This window comes from Luteimonas sp. A478, from assembly GCF_054052025.1.
On the sequence record NZ_JBSVRF010000003.1, the window covers coordinates 288,448 to 310,485 of the forward strand.

Annotated in this window: 15 protein-coding genes; 13 read left to right on the forward strand and 2 right to left on the reverse strand. The window is 67.3% G+C overall.

Translation table 11 applies throughout. The features are described 5' to 3' along the window. Window positions 1-474: 474 nt before the first annotated feature. Together ACW7G3_RS07890 and ACW7G3_RS07895 are read left to right on the forward strand one after the other, a co-directional pair. Window positions 475-7,611, forward strand: a complete 7,137-nt coding sequence (locus ACW7G3_RS07890; protein WP_456982151.1) for an ESPR-type extended signal peptide-containing protein — start codon at window positions 475-477, stop codon at window positions 7,609-7,611. 144 nt (window positions 7,612-7,755) lie between these two features. After that, window positions 7,756-9,648, forward strand: coding sequence for a S8 family peptidase (locus ACW7G3_RS07895; protein WP_456982153.1), 1,893 nt, complete (start codon window positions 7,756-7,758; stop codon window positions 9,646-9,648). 51 nt (window positions 9,649-9,699) lie between these two features. Here the strand turns inward: ACW7G3_RS07895 and ACW7G3_RS07900 are convergent, their stop codons facing one another. After that, window positions 9,700-10,050 carry a hypothetical protein gene (locus ACW7G3_RS07900; RefSeq protein ID WP_456982155.1) on the reverse strand — a complete coding sequence of 117 codons (351 nt, stop codon included), beginning with the start codon at window positions 10,048-10,050 and terminating at the stop codon, window positions 9,700-9,702. A gap of 198 nt (window positions 10,051-10,248) precedes the next feature. Between ACW7G3_RS07900 and ACW7G3_RS07905 the strand changes: the two genes are divergently transcribed. Next, window positions 10,249-10,872, forward strand: coding sequence for an ECF-type sigma factor (locus ACW7G3_RS07905; RefSeq protein ID WP_456982157.1), 624 nt, complete (start codon window positions 10,249-10,251; stop codon window positions 10,870-10,872). On the opposite strand, the gene ACW7G3_RS07910 is transcribed toward ACW7G3_RS07905, so the two are convergent. After that, entirely contained in the window at window positions 10,851-13,295 is a 2,445-nt protein-coding gene (locus ACW7G3_RS07910; RefSeq protein ID WP_456982159.1) for a protein kinase domain-containing protein, read from the reverse strand. The genes ACW7G3_RS07905 and ACW7G3_RS07910 overlap by 22 nt on opposite strands. Before the next feature lie 222 nt (window positions 13,296-13,517). Between ACW7G3_RS07910 and gspE the strand changes: the two genes are divergently transcribed. The 10 genes from gspE (at window position 13,518) to ACW7G3_RS07960 (ending at window position 22,037) form a co-directional block, all read left to right on the forward strand. After that, window positions 13,518-15,215, forward strand: a complete 1,698-nt coding sequence (gspE, locus tag ACW7G3_RS07915) for a type II secretion system ATPase GspE (RefSeq protein WP_456982402.1) — start codon at window positions 13,518-13,520, stop codon at window positions 15,213-15,215. A gap of 93 nt (window positions 15,216-15,308) precedes the next feature. Further along, on the forward strand, window positions 15,309-16,526 hold the full coding sequence (gene xpsF, locus ACW7G3_RS07920) for a type II secretion system protein XpsF (RefSeq protein ID WP_456973715.1): 1,218 nt from the start codon (window positions 15,309-15,311) through the stop codon (window positions 16,524-16,526). 141 nt (window positions 16,527-16,667) lie between these two features. Continuing rightward, window positions 16,668-17,045, forward strand: coding sequence for a type II secretion system protein GspG (locus ACW7G3_RS07925; protein WP_456973759.1), 378 nt, complete (start codon window positions 16,668-16,670; stop codon window positions 17,043-17,045). 18 nt (window positions 17,046-17,063) lie between these two features. Further along, on the forward strand, window positions 17,064-17,513 hold the full coding sequence (gene xpsH, locus ACW7G3_RS07930; protein ID WP_456982160.1) for a type II secretion system protein XpsH: 450 nt from the start codon (window positions 17,064-17,066) through the stop codon (window positions 17,511-17,513). Beyond that, window positions 17,510-17,950, forward strand: a complete 441-nt coding sequence (gene xpsI, locus ACW7G3_RS07935; protein WP_456982162.1) for a type II secretion system protein XpsI — start codon at window positions 17,510-17,512, stop codon at window positions 17,948-17,950. The genes xpsH and xpsI overlap by 4 nt, the downstream gene beginning before the upstream one ends. An 8-nt stretch (window positions 17,951-17,958) precedes the next feature. Next, entirely contained in the window at window positions 17,959-18,612 is a 654-nt protein-coding gene (locus ACW7G3_RS07940) for a prepilin-type N-terminal cleavage/methylation domain-containing protein (protein WP_456982163.1), read from the forward strand. Between the two features lie 17 nt (window positions 18,613-18,629). Continuing rightward, complete coding sequence (locus ACW7G3_RS07945; protein ID WP_456982164.1) at window positions 18,630-19,487, forward strand: general secretion pathway protein GspK; 858 nt, start codon at window positions 18,630-18,632, stop codon at window positions 19,485-19,487. After that, window positions 19,480-20,691 (forward strand): PilN domain-containing protein, encoded by a 1,212-nt coding sequence (locus ACW7G3_RS07950; protein ID WP_456982165.1) that lies wholly within the window; start codon window positions 19,480-19,482, stop codon window positions 20,689-20,691. Before ACW7G3_RS07945 ends, ACW7G3_RS07950 begins: the two co-directional genes overlap by 8 nt. Continuing rightward, window positions 20,672-21,283, forward strand: coding sequence for a type II secretion system protein GspM (gspM, locus tag ACW7G3_RS07955; RefSeq protein WP_456982166.1), 612 nt, complete (start codon window positions 20,672-20,674; stop codon window positions 21,281-21,283). The genes ACW7G3_RS07950 and gspM overlap by 20 nt, the downstream gene beginning before the upstream one ends. Next, entirely contained in the window at window positions 21,273-22,037 is a 765-nt protein-coding gene (locus ACW7G3_RS07960) for a hypothetical protein (RefSeq protein WP_456982168.1), read from the forward strand. Before gspM ends, ACW7G3_RS07960 begins: the two co-directional genes overlap by 11 nt. The last annotated feature ends 1 nt before the right edge of the window (window position 22,038 follow it).

The following is a 22,038-nucleotide window of genomic DNA, read 5'->3' on the forward strand; positions in this document are numbered from 1 at the left end:
CGACTTCGTCAACCCGGGCCCTGATCGCATGTGCATCTGCAGCAATCATGTTGCCGATCGTCTTCGCTGACCGGTTTGAGGCGGGAAGCCCGTGAAACAAATCGTTCGGGCTGCGTCAAGACGACTGAAGGTGTCCACCAGTGAAGCCAAAAGTACGTCGTTCTAGATACGTGATGTGCGGCACTGATGTGGAGCATTGCGCGTTAATTTCTGACGTCTTACGGCAATACTTGACCTGAACAGCAATATTGAGGTCTATTCGGCGTCAAGGATTTGTCGTTCGGGGAGCGTTCATTTGTCATCTTCAATCCCAGCAGGGGAACTGTGGTTCTGTGCGCGTCACGTTCTGTGCCGCGCCCCCCGATTCGCGCCGTACTGATTCCAAACACCGCCCCGGCTGCACTCCGCGCCGCAGCGTACAGCGGTCATGCACTTCGTAACCCCACCCGCATTCGAAAGAAAAGGACAGTCCAAATGAATCGTATCCATCGCAAGGTCTGGAGCAGGGCACTGGGTCAGCTGGTTGTGGCCTCGGAGTTGGCGAGTAGTGACAGCGCGGGGACCCCGGGCGAGGGAGGAAGCATTGCTGGGCGACGGCGCAAGCCGCTGCTCGCGATCTGCGCACTTCTGTTTGCGGGCGCCTGGGGACTGGCCGGGGCGCAATCGGTTGAGGTAGGGAACAATGCGCCTTGCCCGACCCAGGGGCCTGGCAACGGCAATCAGTGCGCCGTGGCGGGGTCTGCCGATGCGAGTGGGGTCAATGCCGTGGCAATTGGGGCTCAATCGGTCGCCAGTGGGAACTACGCCACCGCGGTGGGTGCCTGGGCCGAAGCCAGCGGGCTGAGCAGCACAGCGGTGGGCGAGAACAGTATCGCCAGCGGGACGGAAAGCGTGGCGCTGGGCGGTAGGTCCGGGGGCTTCTCTGCCGAATCCAGCGGGGGTCGTTCGGTGGCGCTGGGCGCCGGTGCCTGGAGCGACGGCGAGATGTCCACAGCTGTAGGTTGGAAGAGCTACGCCGTCGGATATGCCACCGTGTCCCTCGGCGAGCGTGCGCTGGCAATGGGGCTGGGCGCGTCCGCGATGGGCGCCGAAGCGGAGGCCTGGGGCGAGCTGTCCACGGCGGTGGGTGCACTGGCCCTGGCCAATGCCGACAACAGCGTGGCACTGGGTGCAGGCTCTGTGGCTGACCGTGACAACACGGTGTCAGTGGGCTCAGTTGGCAACGAGCGCCAGATCACCAACGTGGCCGACGGCACCGATGCAACGGACGCGGTGAACCTGGGTCAGCTGGAAGAGGCGACTGCCTACAACCAGTACTTCCGCGCCACCGGCGAAGGCGAAGCCTGGGCCGATGGGGAGGAATCGACGGCCATGGGCTCCAACGCGGCGGCCGAAGGTGATTACAGCACCGCCACCGGTTCGGCCAGCTGGGCGCTGGGCCAGGGCGCTTCGGCCTTCGGCAGCGGCGCGCAGGCCTGGGGCCAGTACGCCACGGCCTCCGGCTTCAACGCGGTGGCCGAAGGCGACTCTTCCACCGCGGTGGGCGGTTGGCTCTACGTAGAGGATGCAGTCACCGGTGAGGTTCTGCTCGACCAGACGACCACCGCGCTGGAGGTGGGTTCTTCGGCGTTCGGCGCTGGCGCACAGGCGAACGGGGCGTTCAGCACCGCGACGGGTGCAGCCGCGACCGCAGAAGGTTCCCAGTCAACCGCTGCTGGTTACGGCAGCGTGGCGGAAGGCAATCACTCGACCGCAGTCGGTTCGTTCAGCGAGAGCGCGGGCCATCAGGCCCTCGCAGCGGGTTACGGAAGCTTTGCCGGGCAGGACTACTCGACCGCATTGGGTCCGTTTGCGGAGGTGACCGGCGCTTACGGCACGGCGGTGGGCTACGCCAGCGATGCCAGCGGCGACTACGGCCTCGCGGTCGGCGGCCTTGCCGACTACGGCGACCTGATCATCGGCCTGCCGGGCTTCATCCTGCAGAACACCGAAGCGAGCGGTTTGGCGTCAACGGCACTGGGTAACGGCGCGTGGGCAACCGGGCTGGGTGCTACCTCGGTCGGCACGCTGGCCGAAGCAACCGGTGTGCAGTCGACCACGCTGGGCACGCTGGCCTACGCGGAGGGCGACGGTTCCACCGCGCTGGGCAGCGGTAGCTACGCGCAGGCCGACGACTCGACGGCGGTTGGCTTCCTGGCGAGTGCCTCTGCGGCCAACAGCGTTGCGCTGGGTGCGGAGTCGGAGGCGGATCGTGCCAGCACGGTGTCGGTGGGGTCGGCCGGCAACGAGCGGCAGATTGCCAATGTGGCAGCAGGCACCGAGGGCACCGATGCGGTGAACCTGGCGCAGCTGGAGGCGGTGACAGAAGACACGCAGTACTTCCGCGCGACCGGCGATGGAGAGGCTTTCGCCCAGGGCGAAGAAGCAACCGCGGCTGGTTCGGACGCCATGGCGGATGGCGACTACGCCACGGCCATGGGCTCCGGAGCGAGCGCGTTCGAACAGGGCGCCTCGGCTTTTGGCAGCGGGGCTTATGCCTACGGACAGGACGCCACGGCGGTTGGCTACGGCGCGTCCGCCGACGGAGAAAGCACGCTGGCACTGGGCGCCTCCGCCCAGGGCAGCGCTGATTACGCGGTGGCAGTGGGTGCGGAGAGCGTGGCCGAAGGCCTGTTCTCGACGGCCACCGGTGCTGCAGCCATGGCCACCGGAGATGGCAGCGTGGCATCCGGCTCCCTGAGCGCGGCCTCTGGCGAAGAAGCGACAGCGGTTGGCTTCTGGGCCGAGGCAACGGGTGACGTGGCCACGGCGCTGGGTGCCGAGTCACTGGCATCCGGGGAGCAGTCCACCGCTGGCGGCTTCCGCAGCGAGGCAACGGCGCTGGCCAGTTCCGCCTATGGCGGCTACAGCGCTGCGTCTGCAACGGGCGCGACTGCGCTCGGTTACGGCGCGGAAGCAGTAGCGGGTTACGCCACTGCGGTGGGCACGGGGGCGTGGGCTACGGGTGAGTCCAGCGTGGCCGTGGGTGAGTACAGCGAGGCGCTGGGCCTGGAAAGCGTGGCCGTGGGCGGCACCGTCTTCGGTTTCATCCCTACCCAGGCGTCCGGCGAGGGCACCACGGCGATGGGTGCCGGGGCGTGGGCCACCGGTGACTACGCGACTTCGATGGGCTGGATCAGCAGCGCTGATGGTGAGAACTCCACTGCGGTGGGTGCATCCTCCTGGGCCGAGGCCGATGACAGCACGGTGCTTGGCTACGGCGCCTACGCGTCGGCCGCTAACAGCGTGGCACTGGGTGCCGGCTCGATGGCTGATCGCGAAGACAGCGTGTCCGTGGGCTGGGCTGGCAATGAGCGCCAGATCACCAACGTGGCGGCCGGTACCGAGGGCACCGATGCGGTGAATCTGGACCAGCTCAATGCCGTCGCCGAGGTGGCTGACAACACCAGCAAGTACTTCAAGGCAACCGGTAGTGAAAACAGCGATGCGGGGGCCTGGGCGGACGGTGATGACGCTACGGCCGCCGGCGAAGCGAGCAACGCGTTTGGTGATGGTGCATCCGCTTATGGCGCGGGCTCGATGGCATTTGCCGATGGCGCAACGGCGGTGGGCTTCAACACGGTGGCCGATGGCGTGAACTCGGTGGCACTGGGCGCATACGCCCAGGCATACGGCGAGTCCAGCGTTGCGGTGGGTGATGGGGCCTATGCCAGCGAAATCGGGACGACCGCGACCGGTGCTGGTGCGGTGGCCGAAGGTGCCTACGCAACTGCGACCGGCTATGAAGCGGTGGCAACGGGCCAGCACGCGACGGCGACGGGCTTCCGCAGCGAAGCGACCGGAGATGCCGCGTCGGCTTATGGCGGCTATAGCGTGGCCGGTGGCTTCGGTGCTTCGGCCCTGGGCTACGGCGCAGAGGCTTTGGCAGATGGCGCGACGGCGGTGGGTTTTGCTTCCAACGCCAGCGGCGAGTCTTCGGTGGCGGTGGGTGAGGGCGCCAACGCCAGCGGTTACAACAGCGTGGCGGTGGGCGGCTCGAGCTTCTTCGGCCTGCTGCCGACCGAGGCGACGGGTGATTACGCCACCGCGGTAGGCGCGGCGGCGTATGCGCCGGGCTACAACAGCACGGCACTGGGTGCCTGGTCGATGGCGTCCGGAGATGAGTCTGTGGCGCTGGGTGCCGACGCATACGCGACGGCGGCAAGCTCGGTGGCACTGGGCGTGGGCTCGGAAGCCGACCGTGACAACACGGTGTCGGTGGGCTCGGCTTTCGACCAGCGCCAGATCACCAACGTGGCCGACGGCACCGAAGCGACGGACGCAGTGAACGTGGGCCAGCTGGAAGAGGCGACCGCCTACAACCAGTACTTCCGCGCGACCGGCGAGGGCGAGGCTCTGGCATTTGGTGAGGACTCCACGGCATCGGGCTCGGATGCCTTTGCCGAGGGCGATTACACCACCGCCATCGGTTCAACCAGCTGGGCGTTGGGACAGGGCGCTTCGGCGTTCGGCAGCGGCGCACAGGCGTGGGGCCAGTACGCCACGGCATCGGGCTACAACGCTGTGGCCGAGGGCGATTCTTCCACCGCGGTAGGCGGCCTGCTCTACTTCGAGGATCCGAACACCGGTGAGGTGTTGCTGGACCAGACCACGACGGCGTTGGAGGTGGGGTCGTCGGCGTTCGGCGCTGGCGCACAGGCGCTCGGGGCGTTCAGCACCGCGACTGGTGCCGGTTCGATGGCTACCGGGCTGCATTCCACTTCGGTTGGCTATTCGGCCAATGCGGGGATGGATTATTCGACCGCGGTGGGCGCGTTCAGTGCGGTGACCGGTGAGTTCGGCACGGCGGTCGGCTACGGCAGTGATGCCAGCGGCAACTACAGCCTGGCCGTGGGCGGTATTGCCGACTACGGCGACCTGATCATCGGCCTGCCGGGCTTCATCCTGCAGAACACTGAAGCGAGCGGCGTGGCGTCGACGGCACTGGGCAACGGCGCCTGGGCGACCGGCCTGGGCGCGACCTCGGTCGGCACGCTGGCCGAGGCGACCGGCGTGCAGGCGACCACGCTGGGCACGTTGGCCTACGCGGACGGCGACGGATCCACTGCATTGGGCAGCGGCAGCTACGCGCAGGCCGACGATTCGACGGCAGTTGGCTTCCTGGCGAGTGCCTCTGCGGCCAACAGCGTGGCGCTGGGTGCCGAATCGGAAGCTGACCGGGCGAACACGGTCTCGGTTGGCTCGGCCGGCAATGAGCGCCAGATCACCAATGTGGCCGCAGGTAGTGAGGCGACCGATGCGGTGAACCTGGGCCAGCTGGATGCAGTGACATCGAACACGAAGTACTTCCGTGCCAGCGGCGAAGGCGAAGCGTACGTGCTGGGCGAGGAGGCGACCGCGGCAGGCTCGGATGCCTATGCGGAAGGCGACTATTCGACGGCTGTCGGCTCTGCCAGCAGCGCGTACGGGATGGGCGCTTCGGCATTCGGCAGTGGTGCGTTCGCTGGGGATCAGCTCGCCACCGCAGTGGGGTTCAACGCCACTGCCGCCGGTGAGAACAGCTCCGCATTTGGTGCCGGCGCAGAGGCTTTCGGCTCTGCCAGTACCGCCATTGGCGGGATGGGCGAAGCATTCGACGAGTTCGGCTGGCCGATCGAGGATCCGGATGGGAACGTTGTATTCGTCGGGGCTACGGCTGCTGACCAGGCGACGGCGGTAGGCGCAGGTGCCCAGGCAACCGGGAGCAATTCGGCTTCGCTTGGTTACGGTGCGCGGGCAGAAGGCGAGTTCAGCCTGGCGGCCGGCAACAAAGCCCATGCGCAAGGTGGGTACGCCGTCGCCTTGGGCGACAACAGCCGGGCCAACGGAGAACAGAGCACGGCGACGGGTTCATATGCCTGGGCGACCGAGTTCGGCGCGACTGCTTATGGCAGTTTCGCCTGGGCAACCGGTGAGGAGGCGACCGCCATCGGCGTGGATTCCTATGCAACGGGTCGGCGTTCCGTCTCGATCGGGTCCGGAAGCTGGTCTCCCGGAATCAGTGCGGTCGCGGTGGGGCGCGGTGCTTTCGCGTACGACAACTACTCGGTCGCGATTGGCCATCAGGCGCTTGGCAACGACATCCACGCCATCGCCATCGGAACCAATTCACTGGCCAATGCGGAAAGCGCGATCGCTATCGGCGCGGGAGCCTCGGTGTCGGAGGGTGCGCTCAACTCCGTGGCGCTTGGTTCCGGCTCGGTGGCGGACCGTGCCCGGACGGTCTCGGTCGGGTCTGCCGGCAATGAGCGTCAGATCACCAACGTGGCGGCGGGCACCCAGGACACCGATGCGGTCAACCTGGCCCAGCTCACCCAAGTCGGCGAAGGCGTCACCGAGCTGGCTGACAGCGCGGTGTTGTATGACGGTGATGCCCGCAACATGGTGACGCTTGCAGGCGAGGAGGGCACGCAGCTGACCAACCTGGCACCCGGCCGGATCCGCAGCGGCAGCTCGGATGCGGTGACCGGTGCGCAGGTATTCGCCTCCATGGGCTCAGTCGCCACCGCGCTTGGCGGCGGGACCGTGGTCGACGCCAACGGCCGGATGATCGGGACGGTGTTCTCCGTGCAAGGGAGTTACTACGGCAACGTAGGCGAAGCACTGGGAGCACTCGATGCGGAGATCGGACTGCTTGGTCAGCGTGTGACCAGCTTGGAAGGAATGAGCGCTGCGGCACCCAGAGTAGGAATGATGACTGCCATGAGCACTATGAGCATCATGAGCGAGCCGATGGCGGTGAGCGAAGCGGGTGCGTCAGAAGTCATCGCCTTCGACGCTGCCGGCAGCGGTGTCGCGGTTGGGCCGGGTGCACACGCGGGTGCTCCGAACGCAATGGCTCTGGGTGATGGCGCCTACGCGCACGGGCCGAATGACATCGCGATTGGCAGCAACGCCTACGTGGGTGCCGATGGCAGCACCGCGGTGGGCGCCAATGCCACGATCACGGCTGACGCGACCAACGCCGTGGCGGTGGGTGAAAGCAGCACGGTCAGCGCAGCGTCCGGTACCGCCGTGGGTCAGGGTGCCTCGGTGACTGCCGAGGGGGCGGTTGCCTTGGGCCAGGGTTCGGTAGCGGACCGGGCCGACACGGTGTCGGTGGGCAGTGCGGGCAGCGAACGCCAGATCGTCAACGTGGCGGCCGGCACAGCCGGGACCGACGCGGCCAATGTCGCCCAGGTCAATACCGTGGCTGCAGAGTCCCGGACCTATACCGACAACGTGGCGACGCAGACCCTGTCTTCGGCCAATGCCTATACCGACCAGCGCATGGCGGTGTGGAATGACAACTTCGACACCTTCCGTGGGGACGTGGAGCGTCGTTTCCATGACGTGGATCGTCGTATGGACCGCCAGGGCGCCATGGGTGCGGCAATGCTCAACATGGCCACCAGCGCCGCCGGCATCCGCACCCAGAACCGGGTGGGGGTCGGTGTCGGCTTCCAGGGTGGTGAGCGCGCACTGTCCGTGGGCTACCAGCGTGCGCTAAGCGAGCGCGCAACGATCACCATCGGTGGTGCGTTCAGCGGTGACGAGAAGTCGGTTGGCGTGGGTGCCGGCTTCGGCTGGTGAGCAGGCGTCACAGGACTTCAGAGTTCGAAGAGGGGGGCGGGGGTGACCCCGGCAAGGATGCATCAGGCGAAGGAGCCTGTTTTTGATGCAAGACGAAGGCCAGATGGCAGCCATTCAAAACGTAGCACCAAGGAGAGATACCTAATGAAAAAATACAGACTCAGCCTCGCGGTCGCCGCCGCGATGGTGGTGGGAGCGACCAGCCTGGGAGCTTCTGCTTCGGAGCAGATCTTTGAGGCGAAGATGCACGATCCGGTCGCGGCCCCGGCGGCGGGTACGCCCGGCAACCGCTTCGTCGTCAAATTCAACGCGCCTGCAGGCAGGACCGTGGATGATCGGATCAAGTCGATGACACTTGAGAGTGCGGTCGGTCGCGCCGGCCTGGGTGCATCGCTGCGTGGCACGAATGCAACCGGCGCTGCTGCAGCGCTGAGCGCGAAGATCGAAGGGCGAATGGGCGCGCCCGGCTGGCATGTCGTCAGCACCTCCCGCCGCCTGTCGGCAATGGAGTCCGCGCGGTTCCTGGGCGAGCTGCAAGCTGACCCGACCATCGCGGTGGCCGAGCCGGACCGGCTCTACCAGCACATGGGCAACATGGCTCCGGCCGCCGCGCCCAACGATCCCCAGTACTCCTACCAGTGGAACTTCAGGGACGGCCCCGGCGGGGTTCGTGCCGAAGCAGGTTGGGAGATCAGCACCGGTGAAGGGGTGGTGGTGGCCATCATCGACACCGGCATCGTGCAGAACCACTTGGACCTGCAGGCGAATGTGATTCCCGGCTACGACATGATCAGCTGGGCAGAGATCTCACGCCGTGATGCAGATGAACGCGTGCCGGGGGGCTGGGATCTGGGTGACTGGGTGGAAGCGAACTACTGCACCCAGCTCGGAACGAATCCTCACCCGGCCGACACCAGCTCCTGGCACGGCTCGCACGTTGCCGGCACCGTGGCACAGGAAACCAACAATGGCAGCGGGATGGCTGGCCTTGCACACGGTGCCCAGGTGATGCCGCTCCGCGCCCTGGGTTCGTGCGGCGGACTGGGCAGCGATATCGCCGACGCCATGCTGTGGGCAGCCGGCATCGAGGTACCGGGCCTGCCGATCAATGAAAACCCGGCCGAGGTGATCAACATGAGCCTGGGCAGCGTGGCGCCGACAGCATGTTCGGCCCTGTACCAGGATGCGATCAACCAGGTGAACGCCACCGGGACCATCATCGTGGTGGCCGCCGGCAACGACAACGCCAATGCGGGCGATTACACCATGTCCTCCTGCGACGGTGTGATCAGCGTTGGTGCCACCAACGTGGCAGGCAACAAGTCGGGCTACTCCAGCTGGGGACCGGCCGTGGACATCTCCGCGCCGGGTGGTGACTTCAGCATCACTGCAGACGGTAACGACCGGGCGATCTGGCAGGTGACCAATGGCGGTGACCAGGGACCACTGTATGACGTGGATGGCGCGTGGATCCTGCGCGGTTTCCAGGGCACGTCGATGGCGTCCCCGCACGTTGCCGCGGCCGTTGCCATGGTCCAGAGCGTTGTCGATATGCCGTTGGACCGGGAGCAGATGCGCAGCCTGCTGATGCAGACGGCGCGTGCGTTCACAACTGCACCGTCCAACCCGATGGGTGCGGGGATCCTGAATCTCGAGGCGCTGTTGGCCAAGGCCATCGAAGAGCCCTGCGATCCGGAGGTCGAAGAGTGTGAGGAGCCCGGCATCGTAGCCACGCCGATCACCAACAAGGTGCCGGTGCGCGGGCTTTCGGGTACGGTCGGCGGCGAGACGCTGTATGCGATCGAAGTGCCGGCTGGCGTGAAGGGTCCGCTGAGCATCACCACCAGTGGCGGTAGTGGCAACGTATCGCTGTACGTCAGCCTTGATGCGGAACCTGGTGCTGAGGCGGCCGACTGGAGCTCCACCCGTCCCGGCAACAACGAGACGGTGCGCATCAACAACCCGGCAGCAGGCACGTACTACGTCAAGCTGGCAGGTGCCTACAGCAACGTCACCCTGCAGGCCCGTCACAACTGATCTGTTGAGGTACGTAAGCGCTCCAACGACCCCGGCTCCGGCCGGGGTTTTTCATACAGTGCAGGGAGTGAATACCAGCACCACGTGCTGTTCGCCAGCGGACGCTCGAGAAAAATCAATGGTGAAACGATAGGGCTGTCCGGCGATGGAGCCACTGCCGGTAAAGGCCGCCTCGGTGTTGCCCGACAGCTGTCCCGGACCGATGCGGTAGCCAGCCGCGTTCAGTTGCTGCCGGTAAGCGGCAGCCTGTGCAGCCGGATCACCATCGTGAAGCCAGGTGCTGGATAGCATCTGGCGCATCAGGTCGTGGGATTCCAGGCCTTGCCACTCCACCCAGTCCGGCATGACCGGGAACGGAAACCGCATGCTTACCACCTGGGCGGCGATGTCATGGCTGCCCAACACTGGTCCGGAGGCACGTGTGGAGGAAGTGATGGGTGGACTGGATTGCAGTTCCTGGCCGGTGGCCGGGGCGTGATCGCTGCCGCAGCTGAGGAGCATGAGGGCCGTGATGGCAAGCGTTGGAAACCTGAGATGCATGGTGGCTGTCCTCCTGTCCTATAGTCGTCTACGTTGAACCGGGCTTGGAAAAGGACATTCATGGCCGCCGTCGAAGGACGGGCCGCAATGGGGGATGAAGCGATGCTGGATGACGAGGCAACGATGGAGATCTGCGCCAGTGCGGTAGAGCTGGCCCCCCTCCTGTACCCGGACATGCGTCGCGCGGCGCGTGGCATCCGCGCGCAGATGCCACGCAGCGGCACGTTGCAGACCACGGCGCTGATCCATGAGGCCTATCTGAAGATGCTGCGTGGTGGACCTTGGGCCAGCAGAAAGCACTTCCTGGCCGCAGCCGCGGTGGCCATGCGCCACGTGCTGATTGACCAGGCGCGTTCGCGCTCACGGTTGCGTCGCGGGGAGGGCGTGGTTCCGCTGTCGCTGGATGAAGCGCTGCACGTGATGGAAACGCAGACGCTGTGGTCGGCCGAGACGGACGAAGTGGGCGTCGCCATTGGGGAGGCCATCGAAGAGCTTTCGCAGATCCAGTCTCGGCTGGCCCGCGTGGTGGAGTGCCGCTATTTCGCCGGCTATACCGAAGTGGAAACTGCCGACATTCTGGGTATCACCACTCGCACCGTGCGCAGGGACTGGGTCAAAGCCCGCGCCTGGCTGGCGAGCCGGCTGGCGAGCCGGCTGGCGGATTACTCCGACGCGATCGACTGAGCTGGCACCGGGACAGGAGTTCCGGGTCCACTGTTCCAGCGCTGCTGCAGCCGATCCAGCTGCGGCAGCAGGTTCGCGCCGCCCGGTCCCAACCCGATCAGTTCCTGGCGAGCCCCCTGGAGCATGGCATTGGCGACCTCATCCGCACCGTTGGCACGGTGTACGTGGGCGCGGGCGATGGAGAGCATCGCTGAAAAAACGTGCGGCACGCCGTAGGTCTCCAGAATGCGCGGCCCGACCTCATCGATGAGGTTTTGTGCCGGTCCGGACTGTCCGGTTCCCGCCAGTGCTTCTGCCAGCCCAAGGCTGGCGGCGATCACGATCGCTCCGGTGTCGCCGCCGGCGTGGATGCGGCCCATTTCGATCGCCGCCTGCAGGAGTGGAATGGCTTCCGCATGCCGGTCCAGCTGGATCAGGGTCTTGCCCAGGTTGTTCATCAGGGCGGCCTTGGCCCCCGACGGGCCGTACAGCTCACGGCGCAGGGCGAGCGCTTCTTCCATGATCTTGACGGCAGATTCGGGACGACTCAGCCGTGCTTCCGCGGCGGCCCAGTTGTTGAGGGTGTTGAGCGCGTCGGCGCTGCGATCCTCGCCGAGGGTCCGCCATAGTTCGTGCGCGTGCCGGAATTGCCGTGCAGCATCTTCCAGCCGGCCGGACTGGAAATAGGCAATGCCCAGGTTGTTCGCCAACACCGCCGTCTGGTGGTGCACCTCGCCGGACATTTCGATCCGCTGGGGAAGGGCTTCTTCCAGCGTGCGCAGTGCCAGATCGACGTCACCATTGGCACGCTCAAGCTGCGATTGCAGCAGTCGACTTTCCAGCAGTTCGGAACCATAGCGACGGGGCTCGGCCTGCCAGAATGACTGTGCTTCCTGCAGCAGGCTCCAGGCGTCGTCGGTGCGGCTCTCACGAAAGCTGAGCTGGGCCAGGTCGTGCAAGGCCATGGCGCGCACGTCGGGCTGGGCGCCTGCGACGCCTTCCACGAGTCGCTCAAGCAGTGGGCGGGCGCCGGTGTAATCGTTGATCTGGAAGAACAGTTCAGCCAGTGCCAGCGAGACATCGGCATAGGCAACGGGGTCGTCGCCGTAGTGCTGGCCCACCTGCATGGCAGCACGTGCCAGCACATCGCGTGCAGTCATGTCGCCCTCGCCCTGCAGCTCGCCGGCGGCGCGGAACATCAGCATCATGTACTGGCGGACTGCGTCATTGCGTGCGATCTCGCGCCGGGCATGGTCGCGCTCCATGGCGGCTTCGCGGCCCTGCAACACCACGCCGGTGACTCCCGCCGCAAGACTCACCAGGGCAACGCCCGCCAGCGCGAACGCAAGGCTGTGGCGGCGGAAAGCGCGTGCCAGCACGTAGCGGATGGTGGGTTTGCGGGCCTTGACCGGACGCTGCGCCAGATGGGCGCGGATGTCGTCGGCCAGTTCGTCGGTGGTGCGGTAGCGCTGGTCCGCCTGCGGTTGCAGCGCCTTGCGCACGATGTTGTCCAGATCCCCGCGCAATGCCCGGGCTGCGGCACCTCGGAGTCGACTGCTGGGCCGCGGTGGGTCCTGCAGTGACAGTCGCTCCAGTGCACGGATGAGGGGCATTCCGCCCAGCTGCCAAGGACGCGCGTCGGTGAGCAGTTCAAACAGGATCACGCCCAGCGCGTATACGTCGGTGGCAGTGGAAATGGTGCCGCCATCGAGCTGCTCGGGAGCACAGTAATCCGGAGATGCCCGGATCACCTGGGTGACATCGGCCGCTGCCTGCGCATCGGGCGACAGCTTCTTGGCAATGCCGAAGTCCAGCAACTTGAGCTGGCCGTCGCCGGTCACCAGCATGTTCCCCGGCTTCAGGTCGCGGTGTACCACCAGATGGCGGTGCGCGTGGCCAACCGCATCGCAGGCCTGCAGCACCAGCTCCAGGCGCTGGCGCAGCGGCAGGCCCCGGGCATATTCGTTCAGCGGCTGACCATCCACGTATTCCATGACCGCGTACGGCGTGCCCTGGTATTCGCTGCCATCCAGCAGATGTGCGATGGCGGGGTGTTCCAGACGCGCGAGGATGCGGCGCTCGGCGGCGAAGCGTGCGCGGTCCTCGTCGGACTCCATGCGCAGCATCAGCTTCAGCGCGGCGCGCTGCTCGAAGTCTTCGCCAGTGCGGGTGACCAGGTACACCTCGCCCATGCCGCCGCGGCCCAGCAGCGATTCAATGCGCCAGCAGCCCACCATGGTGCCTGGTGAAAGGATCGGCTTGGCGACAGCGGCACTGTCCGTCATCAAGGTTGGCGCATCGTCCTGGGCCAGCATGGCCAGCACCTCTTCGCGGATGGGCGCTTCCGGTTCCAGCGCCTCAAGTGCTGCCGCGCGCGCTGCGTGGGGCTTGTCCACCACTGCATCGAACAGCTCCCACACACGCTTCCAGCGCGTCGCGTCCATATTCCTTTCCCCCCGGAAACGCTGTGGAGTGGACGGAATACCAGCCTCCCCAGCCTGCTCCGTTCATCCGGAGTATAGCCAGCGCCATCCGGAGCGGCGCGAGGAAGGTTCATTCCCGGACGTTGTACAGTTGCGCTAGTCAACGCAGACAGGACCAGCGCTGTGAATCCAGCCCTCGATACGGCGACAGGAAGCAGACCTGCCGGTGGGCAGGCGCCCGGCGTGGCGTCGGCCGAACAACGCGTGATTACGGCCTTGCTGGACCAGGGCAAGCTGAAGGAACCCGACCTTGCACGCGCGCAACGCCTGCATGATGAGGCCGGGGGCAGCCTGCTTGGCCTGCTCGGCAGGCTGGGGCTGATATCCGAACGTGACCATGCCGAGGCCTGTGCCGCCGTGTTGGGGCTGCGTTTGGTGGCGGGCAAGGAGCTTCCCGGCGAGCCGCCGGAGCTGATCGAGGGCGCGCAGCCGCTGTCACCACGGTTCCTGCGCCAGTTCCACGTGTGCCCGCTGGGCGAATCGCAGGCGCAACTCGTGCTGTGGATGGCCGATCCGTTCGATGATTACGCCATCCAGGCGGTGCATCTGGCCACCGGTTGCCAGGTGCAGCCGGTCGTGGGTGTGCGTTCGGAAATCGATGACCTGATCGAGCGCTGGTACGGCCAGGGCCGCAGCGCGATGGGCGCGATCGTGGAAACCGCCGATGGCGAGGCGGGCGACATGGACGACGTGGAGCACCTGCGCGACCTGGCCAGCGAAGCTCCGGTGATCCGACTGGTGAACCTGGTGATCCAACGGGCGGTGGAGCTGCGCGCGTCCGACATCCATATCGAGCCGTTCGAGAACCGGCTCAAGGTCCGCTACCGGGTGGACGGGGTGCTGGTGGAAGGCGAGAGTCCGCCGGCCAACCTGACCGCCGCCGTGATCAGCCGGGTCAAGATCATGGCCCGGCTCAACATTGCCGAGCGGCGGCTGCCGCAGGACGGGCGGATCATGCTGCGGGTCCAGGGCAAGGAGCTGGACCTGCGCGTAAGCACGGTGCCGACCGCGCACGGCGAGAGCGTGGTGATGCGCCTGCTGGACCGCGAGACGGTGGTGTTCGACTTCGAGCGGCTGGGCTTCACCGATCAATTCCTGCCGCAGTTTCAGAAGGTGCTGGAGCAGCCGCACGGGATCCTGCTGGTCACTGGGCCGACCGGCTCGGGCAAGACCACCACCCTGTATACCGCGCTGTCCAAACTCAACACCCCGGGCGTCAAGATCATCACGGTCGAGGATCCGGTCGAATACCAGATCGAGGGCATCAATCAGATCCAGGCCAAGCCGCAGATCGGGCTGGATTTCGCCAATGCGCTGCGCTCGATCGTGCGCCAGGATCCGGACATCATCATGATCGGCGAGATGCGCGATCTGGAGACCGCGCGCATCGCCATCCAGTCCGCGCTCACCGGCCACCTGGTGCTGAGCACGCTGCATACCAACAACGCCGCCGGCGGCATCAGCCGCATGCTCGACATGGGGGTGGAGGATTACCTGCTGACCTCGACGGTGAACGGGATCCTGGCCCAGCGCCTGGTGCGGCAGCTGGAGCCCACCCATGCGGAGCGCTATCCGGCTTCCGCGGAAGAGATCGAGAAGTTCGGCCTGCGGCGCTTCCAGCCGCACGGCGAGATCATGCTGTATCACCCGCGCCCGTCGGAGCTGACTTCGACCGGCTATCTGGGGCGGACCACGATCATGGAGTTCCTGGTCATGAACGACGAGCTGCGCCGGGCGGTGATGCGCCACGCCGGCATGGGCGAGATCGAACAGATCGCCCGCCAGCACGGCATGCGCACCATGTATGAGGATGGGATCGTCAAGGCGCTGGCCGGGGTGACCACCATCGAGGAAGTGTTGAGGGTCACGGAAGATGCATAGGGTTTTCCGGCTGCTGGCGGCAGCAATCATGGAGCTGCGCTTTTCCTTCTCCACCGAAACCACCTTGCGAAACATCAACCTCAGGCGCTGATGATGGCCCAGTACCGCTACAAGGCACTCAACGCGCGCGGCGAGACGCTCGACGGCGTGATGGAAGCCGCCAGCGAAGCTGAGGTGGTGCAGCGCCTGCAGGAGCAGGGGCACATGCCGGTCGAGGCGCGACCTGCAAGCGAGGGTGGCGGCCGCACAAACTGGCGCGCGCTGTTGCGGCCGAAGCCTTTCGCCGGCCAGCGGCTGGTGCAGTTCACCCAGCAGCTGGCGACCCTGCTGGCCGCGGGACAGCCGCTGGACCGGGCGCTGACCATCCTGCTGGACCTGCCGGAGGATGCAGCCGCCAAGCGCACCATCAGTGACATCCGCGATGCGGTGCGCGGCGGCAGCCCGCTGTCACAGGCGCTGGAGCGTCAGCATGGGGCGTTTTCGCGCCTGTACGTGAACATGGTCCGCGCGGGTGAGGCCGGCGGAACCCTGCATGAAACCCTGCAGCGGCTGGCCGATTACCTGGAGCGCAGCAGTGAGCTGCGTGGTCGGGTGATCAATGCGCTGATCTATCCGGCCATCCTGGTGGTGATGGTGGGCCTGTCGCTGCTGTTCCTGCTGGGCTACGTGGTGCCGCAGTTCGCCGGCATGTATGAAAGCCTGGATGCGGACCTGCCGCTGTTCACCCGGCTGGTGCTGGGCGTGGGCGAGCTGGTGCGCGACTGGTGGCTGCTGATGCTGGCCGTGCCGCTGCTGGCCCTGCTGTGGTTCGACCGCAGGCTGCGTGATCCGGCGTTCCGCGCACGCTTCGACGGCTGGCTATTGGGTACCCGGATCGCCGGTCCGCTGGTGGCGCGGCTGGAAACCGCCCGGCTGGCGCGCACCCTGGGCACCTTGCTGAAGAATGGCGTGCCGCTGCTGGCGGCGCTGGGCATCGGCCGCAACGTGCTCGGCAACACCGCCTTGGCGGCCGATGTCGAAGCCGCGGCCGAAGAGGTCAAGGGCGGGGTGGGCCTGTCGTCGGCGCTGGGGCGGAACAAGCGTTTTCCGCGACTGGCGCTGCAGATGATCCAGGTCGGCGAGGAGTCCGGCGCGCTGGATTCAATGCTGCTCAAGACCGCGGATACTTTCGAACAGGAAACCGGGCAGGCGCTGGACCGCATGCTGGCGGCGCTGGTGCCGGTGGTTACCCTGCTGTTGGCCGGCATCGTCGGGGTGGTGATCCTGGCGGTGCTGGTTCCCATTTACGATCTCACCAATGTCATAGGTTGACGTATGAATTCCTATCGTTATTGCCGCAGGGCGGGTCGACATTTCATTTCTCCGGTCGGACAGGGTTTCGCGGACGGACGCCGGCAACCGGCGGGCCGCGCCGGCTCCCGGCGCACGGGGTCGCGGGAGCACGGCTTCAGCCTGATCGAAATCATCGTGGTGGTGGTGCTGATCGGCGGCATCGTGGCGTTTGCCGCCAGCCGCATCCTGGGCGGCGGCGACCGCGCCCGGGTCAACCTGGCCCAGGCCCAGGTGCAGACCCTGGTCGACAAGGTGGAAGGCTATGAGATGGATACCGGCACCCTGCCCGGCAGCCTCGGCGACCTGGTGGTGCAGCCTTCGGGAGTGAGCGGATGGCTGGGCCCGTATGCGACACAGGGCGAACTGAATGATCCCTGGAACACCCCGTTTGAATACCGGGTGCCGGGTGATGGCCGCCGTTTTGACATCGTCAGCTACGGCGCGGATCGCCAACCCGGCGGCGAGAGCGTCAATGCGGACATCAGCATCCGGCAGTAGCCGGGTTGGGAGTGCCGGATGGGCAGGCGCGAGCGCGGATTTTCACTGCTGGAAGTGATCGCGGTCGTGGCCCTGATCGCCATCGCCAGCCTGCTGGCGGTGGGCGTGCTGGGCGGAGGGCTGGAACGCATGCAGATGCGCTCGGCGGCCAAGGACATCGCCGCAAATCTGCGCTTCACCCGCGCCCATGCTCTGGCCACCGGCACGCCGCAGCGCTTCACCATCGATCCGGTGGCCCGTACCTGGCAGGCGCCGCGTGACCGCAGCGGACGGATCCCTGCGCGCATGGAAGTGGAGTTCACCGGCGCCCGCGAGGCGCAGCTGCGCGGTGATGAAGGGGCTGTTGTGTTTTTCGACGACGGCGCTTCCACCGGCGGCCGGGTGCGGCTGGAATCCGGCGGCGCGCGCTGGGATATCGACGTGGCCTGGCTGACCGGGGAAGTGCGCATCCATCGGGGCCAGCGGTGAGGGGCCGGGCACGCCCGGGTTCCCGCCAGCGCGGCTACACCTTGATCGAAGTGCTGGTGGCCTTCTCCGTGCTGGCCCTGGCGCTGACCCTGTTGCTGGGTACGCTGTCGGGTGCCACCCGCCAGGTGCGCTGGTCGGCCGATGCCGGGCGCGCGGCGCTGCACGCGCAGTCGCTGATCGCCCAGGCTGGCGTGGGCGAAGTGCTGCAGCCGGGCCGGCGCGAGGGCGAGCTGGATGCGGGACGCTACCGCTGGACGCTTGAAGTGGCTCCGTGGGTGGATCCCGCCCAGCCGCCGCAGTTGCTTGAAGATGTCGCCGGTCCGCAGCTGATGGCGCTGCGGCTGCGTCTTGAATGGGGCGATGGCGGCCCGGCGCAGAGTCTGCAGGTGGATTCGCTGCGGCTGGTGCAGCCGGACCCTGCGGGAGGGTCGCTGTGAGCGGCCGGATGGCAATGACGACGCGGCACGCGCGCGGATTCACCCTGATCGAAGTGCTGGTGGCCACCGCGCTGCTGGCTGCCGGCCTTGCACTGGCCTTTGCCACCCTGCGCGCCGCCACCGCCACGGTGGAAAGGGGGGAGGTTCTGGTGGCCAGCAGCGAGCGGATCCGGGCCGTGCAGGGATTCCTGCGCAGCCGGCTGGCCTCGGCCCATGCGTTGACCTTTGAACATGACCTGGCCGGCCCGGACCCGGTGTACTTCATCGGCGGGCGGGACCACATGCTGTTTGTCAGCGATGTGCCGCCGTATCTGGGTCATGGGGGGCCGGCGCTGCATGAGGTGGTCGCGGCCCGGGATCGTGACGGGCTGCGGCTGGAAGTCTCCTTCGCCACCGTCCTTGCGGGGCAGGTGTTCCGCGACGAGCCGGCGCGTCCACCCGAGCTGCTGGCCGGTCAGCTGGCCAACGTGCGTTTCAGCTATCGCGGCCCTGATGCGCAGGGCGGGATGACCGACTGGCTGGATGAGTGGCCCGATCCGCAGCGGCTTCCGCTGCTGGTCCGCATCGAAGTGGAAGGCGAGCGCGAGGGTGCATGGCCGACCCTGGTGGTGGCCCCTTTTCAGGCCCAGGGCCAGGGATACCCGGGAGGACGGCGACGTTGAGCAGTAGACGGACCCCCATGACCCAGCGCGGCGCTGCGCTGCTGCTGGTGATGTGGCTGGTGGCGCTGTTGGCGGCCCTGGTGGGGGCGTTCGCATTCTCGGCGCGGATCGAACAGATCCAGGGCCGTGTGCTGTATCGCGGCGTGGTGGCGGACCAGGCGGCGAGGGCGGGGCTGGAATACGCCATGCTGCGGCTGGCCGATCGCGACCCGCTGACTGCCTGGCTGCCGGATGGGCGCCCGTATGACTGGGAGTTCGCCGGCATGCCGGTGCAGGTGCGGATCGTCGACGAGCGCGGCAAGATCGACCTCAACGTGGCCGACCAGACCCTGCTTGCGGCCCTGATGGTGGCGCTGGGAACGGATGAGGTCGAAGCGCAGGTGCTGGCCGCGGCGATTGAAGACTGGCGTGACGAGGACGACCTGGGACAGCTGGTGGGCGCCGCCGAAGCCCCCCAGTACGCGGCGGCCGGATTGCCATACGGGCCGAGGAACGCGTGGTTCGAAACTGTTTCTGAACTGGAACTGGTACTCGGCATGCCCGCCGACCTGGCAGCGCGCATGGCTCCGCACGTGACCGTGCACAATGCCACGCCGGTTCCCGACCAGCGCTGGGCCAGCGGCCCGGTCCTGCAGGCCATGGGTTTGGACCCGGAAATCGTAGAGGCAATGCGCAAGCCCGACCCCATGCTTGCGCCTGACCAGGGCTTCGTCGCAGGCGGCAGCGGAACGTATAGTATCGACAGCCTCGCGCGCCTGCCTGACGGGCGCCGGGCGCGATTGCAGGCAGTGGTGCGGGCGGGGGGGACCGCCCTGCCCGGTGCGGCCTATGTTTCCCTGCGCTGGAAGGAGGGCGCTTCGGCACCCGATGACTGATGCCGACCACATCGCTTCGCCCCCGACGCCCCCGTCGCCCCCGTCGTTGATCCAGCGGCTGTGGCGCGAAGGGGGAAGCCGCCTGGGACCGTGGCTGGGGTTCTGGTTGTGGTGGGGCCGCGCGCTGGCGACCTGGGTGCCGGCCCGGCTGCGCGCGCTGCTGGGCCTGGATGGCCGCCGGCTGCTGCTGCGGCATGCAAGTGATGAACTTTCGCTGGTGCTCGAACACAGCGAAGGGGAGCCGGAGCTGGCCCGCCTGCCGTGGGTTGCTGCCGACGCCGACGGGGGCGCTGCCATCCTGAACACGCTGCTTCCGGCCCAGCTGTCGGCGCTGCCGCGCTGGCTGGTGCTTCCGGCCGGCACCGCCCTGCGACGCCCGATGACGGTGCCCATCGCCGCTGCCGACCGGCTGCGCGAGGTGCTGGGTTTCGAGATCGACCGGCAGACGCCATTCGCGGCCAACGAAGTGTGTTTCGATGCGCGGCTGATCCGTCGCCGCAGCGATGGCCAGCTGGATGTCGAGCTGGTGGTGGTGCCGCGCGCGGCCTTCGATGCCGCCATCGCCGCGCTGGGCGGTGCCGGTACCGGCCTGGCGGGCGTGGACCTGGACGATGACGACGATTCGCCGCTGGGCATCAACCTGCTGCCGGAAGCCGCGCGCGAACACCGCGCCGATCCCTGGCAGCGCTGGAACCTTGCCTTGGCCACGCTGGCGGTGCTGGCAGTGGCCAGCGCCATGTGGATGGTCCTGGACAATCGCCGCCAGGCGGCGGATGCGTTCGAGCAGGCATCGCAGCAGCTGATCGCCCAGGCCCGCCAGGCTTCGGATCAGCGCCGCCAGGTCGCCGACCATATCGAAGGCATGCAGTACCTGGACGAGCTGCGTGCCGCGCAGCCGGCCATGGTCGAGATCCTTGACGAACTGAGCCGCCTGCTGCCGGACAGCACCTACCTGGAAAAGCTGGCGGTCGAGAACGGCCGCCTGCTGCTGATTGGCCAGAGCACCGAGGCCTCGGCCCTGGTGCAGCAGCTCGGAGACTCGGAGCTGTGGCACTCGCCCGCTCTGGCCGGCGCGCTGCAGCCGGATCCACGCAGCCGCCGCGACCGCTTCACCCTCACCGCTGAAGTCGCATCCACTCCAGGCCCCGTTGCCCCGGCCGCTGCCGATACATCAGGAGGCGCCAATGCGCAGCCCGATCCCTGAGCGCGAGCGCTGGCTGGCGCTGGGCATCCTGGTCCTGCTGCTGGGGCTGGGATACCTGCTGCTGGTGCACCCGTGGTGGACGCGACCGATGCAGGAAGTGGGCGCGCGGATCGATTCGCTGCAGCAGCGCGACCTGCGCGCGCGCATGGCCCTTTCGCAGCAGCCGCAGGTGCTGGAGCTGCTGCAGGCGCAGCGGGAACAGGCCCTGCGCCGGCCCGGTTTCATGCCCGAGACAAGCCCGGAGCGCGCCACCGCGGCGCTGGTGCAGCAGCTGGAAACCGTGGTTGCCGAGGCCAGCCCCGGCAACCGCAGCTGCGCCATCATCAACCGCTCGCCAATGACCGATGTCCGCCAACAGCGCTTCCCGCGGGCGGTGGTGCAGGTGCGCCTGCACTGCGGCGGAGCGGAGCTGGCCACGATCCTGCACGGACTGGAAAGTGGCACCCCGCGACTGTTCGTGGAAAATTTGAACCTGCTGACCCACCAGCTGGGCGGGATGCGGCTGGAAGAGGGGCGGGGCGCGGGGCTGGATGTCACCTTCGACCTGATCGGCTACCTGCGGCCGCTGCCCGGAGCTGGCCATGCGGATTGAAGAGGCCGGCGCCAGGACCTGGTTGCTCGGCGCCGTCGCACTGTGGGCGGTCTGTACCTGGGCGCTGGCAGCATTCGGCCTCGGCGGACGGGTGGAGCCGCTGCCGGAAGATCCGGCCCTGCTGCAGCCGCTGCCGCAGGCTGGCAGCCCCATCGACGACGGCCTGGGCCCGCTGCCCCAGTATTCGGCTATCCGCGATCGCGCGCTGTTCGAAGAGGACCGCACGTACCGTCCCTTCGTGCTGGAAGGCGCGGCGGACGGTGATGTCCAGGGCAGCGGTTTCGATGTGGTCCTGACCAGCGTGTTGATCACACCGCGCCTGGAAATGGCGATCGTGCAGCCGCGCGAGGGTGAGGGCGAGGCGCTCAGCTTCCGCCTGGGCGAGTCTTCACCGCTGGCACCGGACTGGACGCTGACTTCGCTCAGCCCGCGCAGCGCCGTCTTCAACGGCCCGGACGGCGAGCTCAGGCTCGAGCTGCGGGTGTTCGACGGCATCGGCGGGGAGCCTCCCACCCCGATGGACGGTGGGGAACCACCGGAAGAAGCGTCGGCCGAGGCCACCACTCCGGAGCGCGAGCCGGTTCGCCGCGGTGCTCCGGCCACCGGCGTGATCGCCGAAACCGGCGCGGGCAACGAGGCCAGCGACCGCAACGAACAGGCGGAAGCCATTCGGCGCCGCATCGAGGCGAGGCGCGCGCGCCTGCGCGAGCAGCAACCATCGTCGTCGCCCACGCCGCAGCAGCAGAATCCTTAGA